This is a genomic window from Arthrospira sp. PCC 8006 (assembly GCF_046480465.1).
In the GTDB taxonomy this organism is placed as follows: Bacteria; Cyanobacteriota; Cyanobacteriia; order Cyanobacteriales; family Microcoleaceae; genus Limnospira; species Limnospira platensis.
The window spans coordinates 34,740-47,412 of sequence record NZ_PKGG01000016.1 but is presented as its reverse complement, the minus strand read 5'-3'; the positions used below and the strand labels follow the sequence as shown (position 1 = coordinate 47,412).

Genomic DNA, 12,673 nt, shown 5'->3' with positions numbered 1-12,673 from the left:
ATTGGCAATGCAGAAATTACTATTTTGTATAACTGACTCACTCAAATCAGCCCCGGTCAAATTCGCCCCACTCAAATTTCCTTGATTTAAGTGAACCCGGATCAGAGTAGCCCCGGTCAAATTCGCCCCACTCAAATCTAGCTCACTAAGAATAGAGCGGTTTAAATTAGCTCCCGTCATGTGCGCCCCACTGAGAACAGAGCGAGTCATAGTCGCCCCAACCAAAATAGCATCAGTCAGTTGAGAACCATTCAGCAGACAAGTCCCAATCAAACTTGCTCCGGTGAGGTTAACCCCCGTTARRTTCACCTGAGACAAAWTCGCCCCACTCAAACTCGCCCCACTCAGGTCAGCTTGATGCAAAACTGTTTCCGTCATACTAGCCCCAGTCAAATTCGCATCAATCAAAACCGCCATTGATAGATCCGCATAACTCAACTGAGATCTACTCAGGTTCGCACCAATCAAGCGGGTATGAACCATTAGGGCTTCTGCCAAATTCGCCCCACTCAAGTTGATCCGATTTAGGGTAACTTCATTGAAAATTGCTGCCACTAGGGAGATATCGCTAAAGTTTCGTTCCCCTTGGGCATATCGAGTTAAAAGTTTATTAACAGTAACCGTTTCAGGCTTGCTCATACAAAAGGAATAATTGACTATCTCTATTGGAATAGGAATTGAAAAGGGATATTTTCCATGAACTCCAATCGAAAAAGCTCATAGAATCTGCGGGTGAACTGATGGTTAACAACAAAAAGATCTACTCGCCCCTGAGTCGATACCCACAGGCTACCTGCTGACCGCCTCAGAAGGCTTTAGCTAATTGCCCCAATTCAGCTTGTATCACCAGCGACCATCCCATAATGTTCTAGGGAAGCTAAAGATACTAGGAGTAAATCAAGATGCCAGGGTTCGGAAGTGTTAGATGACAGGGGAAGAGCTACTCGCCAAAACTGATCCCCATGGTGGCGGTTCTGGGGATAGGCGATCGCCTGAATAATCCAAAATTTGATGATTTTAGCTAACAACACATTTGGCTGATGATCGGGAAAACCCTTAACCCATCGCCAATAACCAGCGGACGGATCCCTTGCAACTCCCATAAAGTGTGTATTCCTTACCCCAATACCCAGGTCAAATTCTCATTTAACCTAAGACAGAAGCACGCATCTGGGGAATTAGTCGATTTCAGGCAACTTGCTGCTCAGTGGTGGGACAGATTCTCACCTTAACAACGTTTCTCTTGATATCAGTTTAACACCAATAGGAGCAATAGTCAGCCCCATAGAGCGTTGTCAATCTGCCAGATTCTAATCCCCACTGCAGTTGTGGGGGCAATGTTTTTAAAATAGTCCCCTAACTAAAGATAATAGCTGAGGGATATACTGAGCAAGACTGCCACTCAAATCAATTTGAGAAATGGGGAACAGTCTACGGATTAGCGGGTTCATTCCCGGAAAATCCTCAATGTGAAAACCAAGTTACTGGCAACCGGAGGGACTATGGAAGTTCGTGGGATTTGGCTAACTACTACTGATAGCAGGGTTCTCTACTCTAGGGCGACTATTGCTGAAGCAATGGACTTTTTAGCCGACACAGGCTTTAATGTCGTGTTTCCAGTGGTTTGGAATAAAGGGGTCACTCTCTATAAATCTCAGGTGATGAGCCAAAAATTTGGCGTTGAGATTGATTTTTATGTTCGCGGACGTGACCCTCTCGCGGAAGTGATTGAGGAAGCCCATCGCGTCGGACTCAAGGTGATACCCTGGTTTGAGTATGGGTTTGCTAGTTCCTATCAACAGAATGGGGGCCGCATCCTTAACCAAAAACCTAACTGGTCGGCGATTAATTCCCAGGGGGGTATGGTGGTTAAAAATGGCTTTGAGTGGATGAATGCCTTTGATAGCGAAGTTCAGGACTTTATTATGAGTCTGATTTTGGAGGTCGTCCGTAAATATAATATTGATGGCATTCAAGGGGATGATCGACTCCCGGCTTTACCTTCGGAAGGGGGATATGATCAGCAAACGGTGCAGCGCTATGTCAAGGAGTTTGGCCGTCAACCTCCCCTACATCATAAGGACTCTCAATGGCTACAGTGGCGCGCTAATATTCTCACGGATTTTCTGGCGCGGATTAAACGAGAGGTTAAGGCGATTAAACCTAATTTGATTGTTTCTATGTCTCCCAGTGTTTATAGTTGGGGATTAAATGAATACCTCCAGGATTATATTGCTTGGATTGATCGGGATTTGGTAGATATGATTCACCCGCAACTTTACCGCCGCAATTTTTGGAGTTATAAGGGGTTAGTTGATCAGTTGGTTGATGTGCAATTCCGAGATTGGCAATTGCCTAAATTGTCCCCCGGAGTTTTGATTAAGGTGGGCTCCTACCGCATTAGTGCCGATGAACTCTTAAAGTCTATTGACTACAACCGACATCGCGGCGTGAAAGGGGAGGTTTTATTCTTTTATGAAGGACTCCGGGAAAATAATGATGAGTTGGCTAAAGCACTCCGCCGAGGACCTTATGCTACTCCCGCCCGGTTGTAGATGATATTGAATTGAACAAAACTGGCTATTTTCAGCAGAGATGACGCTCTTTTGTGACGGCTTATTATGGGGATATTTAACCATAATTAAACGCTGTGACTTTAACTGCCTCTCTGTTGGATGATAGCTGCTGCTATTCCTTCGCCTCTATGAGAGGGGGTTGATGGCTCTCCTGATTGGTCAATATATGGTAATTAATCATTAGGATTGGGTTATGTATGATAGCCAGGAAGTCACCATAGACACTCCCTTAGTTAGTGTGTGTATTCCTACTTACAATGGGGAGAGGTTTGTGGCGGAGGCTATTGCTAGTGTTTTATCTCAAACTTATTCCCGAATTGAGTTGATTATTTCTGATGATGATTCCACGGATGAAACGGTGGCGATCGCTCATTTTTTCCAGCAAAATTCATCCCAGGAAATTCGGGTAATTACTAATCAGAATCAGCGGGGAATTGCCGGGAATTGTAATCATTGTATTACCGAGGCTAAGGGTAAATATATTAAGTTCCTCTTTCAAGATGATTTTTTGGCTCCACAATGCGTCGAAAAAATGGTTGATTTGGCTGAAAAATACCCGGACATAGCCTTAGTTTTTTCCCGGCGAGAAATGTTTTTTGATCCAGGGTCAGAAACCGACCCCTATCTGATGATAGTTTATCAGGATTTCCAGAATTTGCCGGCGGGTTGGTCTCAATTACAACCTGTGCAATGGGGTAGAGATTTATTGTCAGATCCGCGATTATTGGAACATCCCATTAATAAAATTGGGGAACCAACTACGGTTTTACTCCGTGGGGAAGTATGCGATCGCTTAGGAGGATTTGACCCCCATTTAAACCAATTAGTTGATTTGGATTTGTGGTGGCGAATTATGGCAGCATATCAGGTGGGATTTATTGATGAAACCCTATCTTATTTTCGGTTACATCAGCATCAGAAAACCTATCAAAATATCCAGGAAGGCACAGATACAGATCTTAACTTTTTTGCCAAGGTTTCCTCTCATCCAGACTATGATTTTTTGCCGTTAAATCTCAGGCAAAAACTACATTAAACCTGACAATTGACATCAATCATAAGTCCCTCTCACCTCCCCGGAAACAAATAGATCAAGATTCTGTCAATCAACTTGGTAAACTTTCAGCAGATCTGATTTTGACAAGGAGTACCAGATTATGACCAGCTTTTTAACCCCTAGCGCTAACTTAGGTATATTCGGAGTTACTGCTTTGTTGGGTTCCCCTGGAGACGATATAATTTTTGCAACTCCGGGTCAGGCTTTAGCCTTTCCTGACGGGATTTTGTTACTAGCGGGAAATGATAGCCTCCAAGCCTCTCATATCACCGATCCCTTACTGGTCAATGGCAACCAAGGCAATGATACCATTAGTGGGGGAAGCAATAATGATACACTGTTCGGGGGGCAAGGAGATGATTTCTTGTATGGTGGACCCGGTAATGATCTCCTATTTGGAAATTTAGGGGATGATTTATTAGAAGGTGGTCCGGGAAATGATACCATTTATGGCGGTCAGGGAAATGACACGATCCGGGGAAATGATGGCGATAATCTCTTATTTGGCGATTTGGGTAATGATTTTCTCTACGGCGGCGCGGGTCGCAATACCCTAATGGGTGGTGAGGGTGATGATATTTATTTCTTAGACCCCATACATAGGAGTTCACAACTGCGAGATGTTGATGAAATTCGCGGTTTTAATGTGGTCAATAATCCGTTTTTTGGTGATAAAATTGCTGTCCCCGTGGGCACTCGCATTGATGAATTGAGTTTAGAACGCGATCGCCCTGATTTGCGCCCCAGCCAAAATGATGTCAATGGTAACGGCTTAAATGACATTATTCTTGAGTTGGAAAATGGGGATTTTCTGGGGGTTCTGATTAACGATGGCAACCTGCCGCGACGGTTGCTCCTGGATATCGATTTTATTTTCATCTAAAATGGGTTAAAATAGCGGTTAACTTGGGAAGTCTCTCGAATTGATTGGAGTCAACCCCCAAAATCCTCAAACCAGGTGTTTAATATGGATAACCATGCCAAGCCCAGCGTTTTTAGATCCCCGAAAATAGTCCGGTTTTGTTTTGGCGCGATGCTGTTATTAATGGGAACAACCGCCACCCAGGCGACAGCTACAGCAGAGGTAATTACTAAAATTCAGGAACTCGGTAGCGATAACCGACAGCATCGACTAGCGGCGGTGAAAGTGTTAAAACAAATGGGGTCTACGGTGGTTCCGGTTTTGCTGGAAGCCTTAGAAGACCCAGACCCGGCTATCCGTCGCAGCGCCGCCTATGGTTTGGGGGTAATGGGTTTACAGGACTCTGATGCGATCGCCGCTTTGCTATCTCACCTCAAAGACCCTGACCCGGCGGTGAGAATGGATGTGGCCGTTGCGCTTCAGCAATTGGGACCGGCTTCTGATCAGATCCAAAAAACGGCGATCGCCGATTTTATCGAAGCCCTCAACCATGAAGATAAGGCGGTCAGGGAAGGGGCAACTTTTGCCTTGGGAACCCTAGGAAAAGAAGCAGCCCCGGCGATCGCTCAGTTAATTGCTGCCCTCAAAGATAGTGATGAGGAAGTGAGGATTAGCGCGGCTATCGCCCTCCGGCGCATCGGTTCTCCGGCGGTTCCTGCCCTCACTAAGGCACTTACGGACGCGGATATGCAAGTTCGCACCAAAGCGGCTTTCGCCCTCGGTAAGATTGAATCAGCCCTGATTCCGGCTATGACCGCCGCCCTGGAAAATAGCGATCGCCAACTGCATCAGAATGTGGCTAAATCCCCGGAAAAGACCGCCAATCGAAGGGTTGAGGCTAATCGGCCCTTTCCGGTCGGTTCTCAGCCTATCCGCCCTAACACGAGTCCGAGTCCTTCCCCTAGAGGTTCCCAACCTATCCGCCCTAACTCCGGTCTCCGTCGGTCTCCTGGGGGGGTCTCGGCTTATCCGCCTAACCAGCAAATCTAGCAATTCTACCGTTGGCTATCTGTCCCCCTCCAGAGGGCTGCATCACTAATACCAATCATGACGGATAAAATGATTTCTCCTGATGTTGAGTTGGCGACTTTTCATTGTCAGTTAGGGTCGCAATTCCTGGAGTTAGGACAGTTAGCGGCGGCGGAGTCTGAATATCAAAAAGCGATCGCTATTTGTCCAGGTCTGACTAATGCTTACTTGGGCTATGGTGCTTTATTGTTGTTGCAAAATCAACCACAACAGGCTATAAACACCTATGAAAAAGCACTCCAATACACCAGCACCCCGGAAATTCTGTCAGCCCTAGGGTTGGCTTGGGTAGCCCTAGGAAATGAAACCCAAGGCTATTATTATCTAGGATTGTCAGCCTATTATAGTTGTGACTATAAAACAGCTATTGACTACTATAATCAGTATCTGGCAAATTGTCAAGATTATCAATCATCTATTCATCTGGAAGTTAACCTCAACCTGGGAGACTGTTATCAACGKCTAAATCAATATAATGATGCAGCAGCCATTTATCGCCGTTTGATTGATGAATTTCCTCAAGTGGTGGAAGTCTATCTTAACTTGATTTTATCATTGTCAGAAATCGGCGCAATTGCAGAAGCTATAAGTTGGGCGACTGTGGCTGTTAAGAATTTTCCTGATCAGATTTCTCTGAAGTTTGCCAAATTGCGATTATTTCCGATTCTCTACAATAACACTGCGGAAATTTTCGCCTCTCGACAAGGGTTTGCACAAGACCTCAACGGGATTATTAACCAAGCCTCGATTTTTGATAATGCTACCCTCCAGGCTATGGGGGAAGGTACAAATTTTTACCTGCAATATCAGGGGGATGAACAGTTATTTAAAGGTAGTTTGTCTGAAAAGAACTTACAGCGCCAATATGGGGATTTTTTACATCGGGTAATGGTCGCCCACTATCCCGAATGGGGAGAAACACCGCCCCCTAGACTGAGGGGAAAATCTGATAAAATTAGAGTTGGTTATATCTGTTCTTTTTTACAATGGCACACAGTGGGGAATCTCTTTTTAGGATGGGTGAAAAATAGCGATCGCCAAAAGTTCCAGATCTACTGTTATTATACCGGACAGGAAGCCGACCAGATTACAGATTTATATCAACAATATTCGGAGAAATTCTATCATATCTATAATAACATTGAACAAGTCAGTCAACAAATTTATAGCGATCGCCTGGATATTCTGGTATTTTTAGAGTTGGGAATGTGTCCCCAAACCCTACAAATAGCCGGATTAAAACTCGCCCCTATTTATTGTGCTACCTGGGGACATCCAACCACTACAGGATTACCAACTATCGATTATTTTATCTCCGCTGAATTGCTGGAACCTGCTAACGCCCAAACTTACTACAACGAACATTTAATTTGTTTACCTAATTTAGGGATTTACCTAGACCAGCCATCATTTCCCCCCTCGGCAAAATCTCGGTCAGATTGGCAGATGTCCGACCATGATATCATCTATTTATCCTGTCAGTCTCTGTTTAAATATTTACCCCAATATGATGATATTTATGGTAAAATTGCCCAAGGGGTAAATCAAGCTAAATTTGTATTTATCTCCCATTGGTATCAGGAAGTTACCGCCAAATTCCAAAAGCGTCTGTATGCTGCTTTTGACAAATTTGGTTTGTCGGGTGAAGATTACTGTCTATTTTTACCTCGCTTAAATTATGCCGAATATCTGCAATTACAGAGTTTAGCTGATGTGGGTTTAGATACGTTTCAGTTTACCGGATTTGCGACTACTTTAGATGCGATCGCTGCTAATTTACCCCTAGTTACTCATCAGGGGGAAATCATGAGAAGTCGCCAGTCAGCGGGGATTTTACGGCGCTTAGGAGTTACTGAAACCATCGCCTCTTCCGAAAGCGAATATATAGAAATTGCCGTTAAATTAGGGTTAGACCCAGAAACCCGAACCGCCATTAAACAGAAAATCCAAAACCATCGATTTCGTCTCTATCATGACCTACAAGGTCTGCAAGGCTTAGAAGAATTTTATCAAAATTGTGTCCCGGTTAAATAGTCTAATTTTGCCGTAGGGTTTATTATAGTTAAATGTCAAAATTTGCGAGTGATATAATTCTATGGGTTCGTCAATTTTAGTTAATTTAAGGGAGGCATTTTTAATCGCCCCAGGATTTTGGGAAAGTTGCCTTAATCCTAAATTAGGTAATTGGTGTAAATTGGTAGAAGGAATAGACCGCAGTCAGACTGATGGTTATTCCATTGAGGGACCCTTTGTGAGTCAAATTGACCAATCAGCTTTACAGGTTCCAGGATTATATCTTTATTGTCAAAAAGGAAGGCGAAAACGGGGAAATTGCGATCGCTTATATACCCTCTTTGTTTTGGAACCTGACGGGACGGTGAAAGTAATTAATGAAATGAAAACCGCCAGCCGCGACTGGGCGATTGAATTATGGCCGCCAATAGAAGCCTATTTTAATAGTCAAACCCAGTCGGTAGAAAAACGCCGTCAAGAGTTATTGGCTGAAATTGAATCTTTGGAATTTCAACTGAGTCAGCGACGGTCAGAATTATTAGCTTTAGAAACTAATTATGACGGGGAATAACAGCTAACGGAGACTAGAGGTTAGCTTTCCGTCTTCCATGGTAACAATGCGATCGGCAATATCCAAAATACGGTTATCATGGGTAACTAATAAGATAGTACAACCCTGTTCTTTTGCTAATTTTTGCATTAAATTAACTACCTCCCGTCCCGATTTACTATCGAGGGCGGCGGTGGGTTCATCGGCTAAAACAATAGGGGGATGGCTAACTAAAGCCCTAGCAATAGCTACCCGTTGCTTTTGTCCCCCAGATAGATCTTCTGGGTAATAATTAAGGCGATCGCCTAGTCCAACTTCTGTTAATATTTCAGCAGCATGGTGGCGCATTTCCTCCCTGGAAAAAGTGCCGTGCATTTCTAAACCCATCCTCACATTTTGCCAAGCTGTTAAACTGCGGTGAAGGTTATGGGCTTGGAAAATATAGCCAATTTGGCGGCGAATCATTACTAACTGATTATCCTTAGCCCCACAAATTTCTTGATTTAAGATTTTTAAACTGCCAAAATGAGGCGATCGCAAAGCACCCACTAAGGTCAAAAGTGTAGTTTTTCCTGACCCAGAAGGCCCGGTCATTATCACAATCTCTCCCGATTTAATCTCCAAATTAATATCAAACAAAACCTGCTTTTTTAAATGACCATCACCAAAATAATGATTCAATCCGGCAATTACAATCACCGAATTTGTGCCGGTTTCTGAAAAACTTGCATTGATAATATTCGCCGCATTCATAATCATCTTCCTTGGTTTTACCCCCCTAATTGACAACCCCTGATCTGAATCTAAAAAATATCAGCCGGGTCAGCCGCCTGAAGTTTGCGGGTAGCTATAGCCCCTGATATGGTACACATAATAATTGTCAAAATAAATACTTGAACCGCCCTAAATAAAGTAATATAAACAGGCAAATTTGTAGCATTTCTAGTGATGGCATATAAGCCAATAGAAATACCCAATCCCGGCCCAAAACCCAATAAGGATAAAATCAAAGCCTCCTCAAACACAATTGACAATAAATAAATAGTTCGATAACCCATAGCTTTAAAAGTGGCGTATTCAGCCAAATGAGAAGCGACATCAGTTGACAATACCTGATAAACAATAATGGTTCCCACGACAAAACCCATTGCTACTCCTAAATTAAACACAAAACCAACAGGAGTATTAGCTGTCCAATAATTCTTTTCAAATTGGATAAATTCAGCCTTAGTTAATACCCGCACATCATCGGAGGGTAAATGAGCTTTTAACAGAGCTTGAATTTCCAAAATGTCCGCCCCTAATTCTACTTTAATTAAACCTATATTAATACTGCTGGCTTGTTGTTTGGGCATCAGGCGCAAAAAGTTTTGATCACTGGTCATTAAACTACCATCAGCGGCAAAAGATGCCCCCAGTTCAAATAAACCAGCAATGGTAATAGTGCGGCGTTCAATTTCGGTTGTCACCCTTTCTCCCCGGTCTATAGATATGATCGCCTCTTGATAGTTTCCCCTAGCTTCCCGGTCAAATAAAACCCGATCTGGTAACTTAATCTCTGGTAAATTTGGATGATTTATGATAAAATTAAAAGCGGGTTTATCTGGATTAAATCCCAACAGCAAAATCGCGGTTTCTTTCTGGGTTTGGGGATTTTTCCAAGTTTTGAGAGCCACATAAACAGGTTCCACTGACTCGACCCCCGGCACATTCATCGCCTGATAAAGTCGGCGACGGGTGAAAGTAGACATACGGGTTAAGTTCAAAGCCTGGGGACTAACTAACACTAAATCTGCTTCTAAGGCTCTATGAAGGCGAGTATTACTATTATATAATGCTGTCTGAAATCCTAACTGCATAAACATCAAAATATCAGCAAAGGCAATACCAGCGATCGCCACCAACATCCTACCCTTATCATGGGTTAACTGTAACCATCCTAAAGGAGTCCGTCTAGCTAATTGTTGTAAAGGCTTCATCAATTTAATCATGGTTTCATTACCACTAATACTTGTAAATTAGTTAACCCAGCAACTTTCTGGCTGGCAGTTTCATCTAAACGCACCCGCACTTCCACAACCCGACTATCAATATTAGCAGAAGGGTCAGCATTAATTACATCTTGCCGTTGAATTTGTAAACCTACGCGATCTACAATTCCCGATAATTCTCCCTCTAAAGCCGCGCTAGTAATCCGGGCAGATTGTCCAATTTTAACCCGGTGAATGTCACTTTCATAAACTTCAGCGATCGCCACCATTTGCCGAGTTTCTCCCAGTTCCAAAATTCCCAAATTATCAATTTTTTCTCCAGGGTGAGCATGAATTTTTAAAACTTGCCCATTTCTGGGGGCAATAATTTCAGCTAAAGCCAAATCTGCCTGGGCTTGTCTTAGGGCAGCTTGGGCTGATCTTACCTCCGCTTCTGCTACCGCTATATCCACAGGTCGCACTTCTGCAATACGATTAAGGGTAGCCATGGCTTCCCGAATTTGTTGTGTTCCTCCCCGGTCTATACCATCTAAATTAGCCTGAGCTTCCTCAATCTGCTGTTGTTTTGCTAACCGAATTTGGGTTAATTGAGCCTGGGTTTCTTGAATTTGCGGGTTATAAGTATTTTCAATGCGAATTAAATTAAACCGTGCCTCCTGTAACTGTTCTTCTGTCGTTATCCTGTGCAGCCGTTTTAAATTCCATAACTCCTCGGAAATTGCCCCCTGTTGATGCAATTCCTGATAGCGACGTTCATCATTGACAGCATTGTTATATTCAGCCTCAATGCGGTTAATTGTTGCCCGTGCCACCTGCCATTCCCCCTGTTTTTGAGCCTGTAAACGGGCGATTTTGGCTTCTGTTGCTACAATATCGGTGCTGCGTTCAGCCTCTAAACGGGCGATCATGGCCTGTCCGGCTTCGATATTCGTTAGCCTTTCGGTCTCTAGGCGGGCGATCGTAGCCCTAGCCGCTTCGAGTTCCCCAATTTTCGCCCCCGCCTTAATTTGCTCGAGTTTGGCTGTTGCTAAACCGACCTGCTCCTGAGCCTTTTCTATGGCCGCTAGAAGGCGATCGCGACTATCTAAAATGGCGATCGCATCCCCCTCCTGCACCCAGTCCCCCTCCTGGACTAGCAACTGCTGAATTAGGTTATTTTCCATCCCACCGGCAGCCGAAATTGAGATCACCTCCCCTTCAGGTTCCAATCGCCCCAAAGCGGTTACCTTGATTGATACGGGTAGACTAGCTACCGCTAAGGGCATTTCCTGGCTTTCTTGGGTAGACTGCCAAAACATATAGCTAGCAACACTTCCTAACCCTACAGTGGCAACCATTGCCCAGGTGCTGATCCGGCGACCTAGGAAACCAGTTGAGGTGAAATCGCTGGTGCTGTGGGACTGTAACATAACATATCTCTCCCCATAATTAAACTAGACTGTTTAGTTCACTAATTAAGTATACTAAACTGTTTGGTATAATGACAAGTAGATCACAAAAATTCACAAGGACTGCCACGGCACGAGGAGAGAATTAGATGGCCAAGAGACAATCTCACCCAGAGACAGGGATGGCCCCCAAAGCAGAACAAATTCTTCAGGGGGCGATCGAGGAATTTCTGGCCCACGGCTTTGCAGCTACCAGCATGGATCGGGTAGCTAAAACGGCTGGAGTATCAAAAGCCACCCTATATAATCACTTTGGGGATAAGGAAAGTTTGTTTAGTGCCTTAACTGAATATTTAGGGGAAAAACGAATTTTGGACTTTGTAATTGAGGAACCAGAAGACCCGGCTATATTTTTAAAAACATGGGCGACTGCAATTTTAAGTCAAATCTTAAATGACCCCGAGTTGCTGTGTTTTTTGCGCTTAATTATTGGGGAATCGGGAAGGTTTCCAGAACTAGCTCAAGCCTTCATTAGTAACGTTGTTAAAGTAGGAATTAATAGGCTAACTAAGAGTTTAGAATCTTACCCAAAACTCAAGTTAGCTGATGCGGAAGTGACTGCTAGGGTGATTATGGGAGCATTATTACACTACTTACTAATCCAGGAAATTATGCACGGTGGAGAAATTATGCCCATGGAACGCGATCGCTATATTGAAGGCCTGGTAAAATTAGTAATAACGGACTAAGGCGACTCTTCCAAAACGCTGATCAATTTCTATAGCCATGATCTGAATTTCGGGAAGGGGAGGATTAGCATAAATAGTGGTTTCTCCGAGAGGTAAAGATAAACAGCAGTTAAAGATAGGCTGTCGGTGTTCTGGGGGTAAAAATTTATCCTCTCCCATAGCCATAACTGCGGCATTACAAAAAGAAAGCTGACCCTCTAAATTCAAGACCCCAGCCGGAGTAGTAAACTGTTCACACCAGCGGAGAGTTAAAAACCATTTCGCGTCTGACAGTCTTTTAAAAACGCGATCTGGCTTAGGATATTGCAGGACTTTATATCCTCCTGGAATAGCCACAACAGTGCCGCCCAAAAAACCAAATATAGTGCCGATATCGCTCATATTGCCCTCCATTTCCC

General features: G+C 43.8%; 13 protein-coding genes. 7 read left to right on the top strand and 6 right to left on the bottom strand.

The features are described 5' to 3' along the window. Both B9T16_RS04765 and B9T16_RS04760 read right to left on the bottom strand, forming a co-directional pair. Window positions 1–639: pentapeptide repeat-containing protein (locus tag B9T16_RS04765; RefSeq protein WP_410244214.1), on the bottom strand; the 639-nt coding region annotated here is incomplete at its 3' end. A gap of 194 nt (window positions 640–833) precedes the next feature. Continuing rightward, window positions 834–1,103 (bottom strand): hypothetical protein, encoded by a 270-nt coding sequence (locus B9T16_RS04760; RefSeq protein WP_006616493.1) that lies wholly within the window; start codon window positions 1,101–1,103, stop codon window positions 834–836. Between the two features lie 399 nt (window positions 1,104–1,502). Between B9T16_RS04760 and B9T16_RS04755 the strand changes: the two genes are divergently transcribed. The 6 genes from B9T16_RS04755 to B9T16_RS04730 all read left to right on the top strand — a co-directional run bounded on the left by B9T16_RS04755 (window position 1,503) and on the right by B9T16_RS04730 (window position 8,168). Beyond that, window positions 1,503–2,555, top strand: a complete 1,053-nt coding sequence (locus B9T16_RS04755) for a glycoside hydrolase family 10 protein (protein ID WP_035736827.1) — start codon at window positions 1,503–1,505, stop codon at window positions 2,553–2,555. Between the two features lie 214 nt (window positions 2,556–2,769). After that, the gene (locus tag B9T16_RS04750; protein WP_410244213.1) at window positions 2,770–3,612 is read left to right on the top strand and encodes a glycosyltransferase family 2 protein; all 843 of its coding nucleotides are present in this window, start codon (window positions 2,770–2,772) and stop codon (window positions 3,610–3,612) included. Between the two features lie 121 nt (window positions 3,613–3,733). Continuing rightward, a complete protein-coding gene (locus tag B9T16_RS04745; RefSeq protein WP_006616490.1) occupies window positions 3,734–4,516 on the top strand; it encodes a calcium-binding protein in 783 nt (260 codons plus the stop codon). Window positions 4,517–4,600: 84 nt separating this feature from the next. Then, window positions 4,601–5,545, top strand: a complete 945-nt coding sequence (locus B9T16_RS04740) for a HEAT repeat domain-containing protein (protein ID WP_410244212.1) — start codon at window positions 4,601–4,603, stop codon at window positions 5,543–5,545. A 57-nt stretch (window positions 5,546–5,602) separates the two neighbouring features. Beyond that, window positions 5,603–7,618, top strand: a complete 2,016-nt coding sequence (locus tag B9T16_RS04735; protein WP_410244211.1) for a tetratricopeptide repeat protein — start codon at window positions 5,603–5,605, stop codon at window positions 7,616–7,618. A gap of 61 nt (window positions 7,619–7,679) precedes the next feature. Further along, window positions 7,680–8,168, top strand: a complete 489-nt coding sequence (locus B9T16_RS04730) for a hypothetical protein (RefSeq protein WP_006617772.1) — start codon at window positions 7,680–7,682, stop codon at window positions 8,166–8,168. A gap of 3 nt (window positions 8,169–8,171) precedes the next feature. On the opposite strand, the gene B9T16_RS04725 is transcribed toward B9T16_RS04730, so the two are convergent. From B9T16_RS04725 to B9T16_RS04715, 3 genes are read right to left on the bottom strand one after another with little or no spacing between them, the layout of a single operon-like run. Beyond that, window positions 8,172–8,906, bottom strand: coding sequence for a DevA family ABC transporter ATP-binding protein (locus B9T16_RS04725; RefSeq protein WP_006617771.1), 735 nt, complete (start codon window positions 8,904–8,906; stop codon window positions 8,172–8,174). A 44-nt stretch (window positions 8,907–8,950) separates the two neighbouring features. Next, entirely contained in the window at window positions 8,951–10,138 is a 1,188-nt protein-coding gene (gene devC / locus B9T16_RS04720; protein ID WP_006617770.1) for an ABC transporter permease DevC, read from the bottom strand. Then, window positions 10,135–11,547: an HlyD family efflux transporter periplasmic adaptor subunit gene (locus B9T16_RS04715; RefSeq protein ID WP_006617769.1), complete on the bottom strand. Its 1,413-nt coding sequence runs from the start codon at window positions 11,545–11,547 to the stop codon at window positions 10,135–10,137. The genes devC and B9T16_RS04715 overlap by 4 nt, the downstream gene beginning before the upstream one ends. Window positions 11,548–11,675: 128 nt before the next feature. Here B9T16_RS04715 and B9T16_RS04710 point away from each other — a divergent pair, with 128 nt between their 5' ends. Then, on the top strand, window positions 11,676–12,275 hold the full coding sequence (locus B9T16_RS04710; protein ID WP_006617768.1) for a TetR/AcrR family transcriptional regulator: 600 nt from the start codon (window positions 11,676–11,678) through the stop codon (window positions 12,273–12,275). Here the strand turns inward: B9T16_RS04710 and B9T16_RS04705 are convergent. Continuing rightward, window positions 12,258–12,656, bottom strand: a complete 399-nt coding sequence (locus B9T16_RS04705) for a hypothetical protein (RefSeq protein WP_410244210.1) — start codon at window positions 12,654–12,656, stop codon at window positions 12,258–12,260. The genes B9T16_RS04710 and B9T16_RS04705 overlap by 18 nt on opposite strands. Window positions 12,657–12,673: the final 17 nt, after the last annotated feature.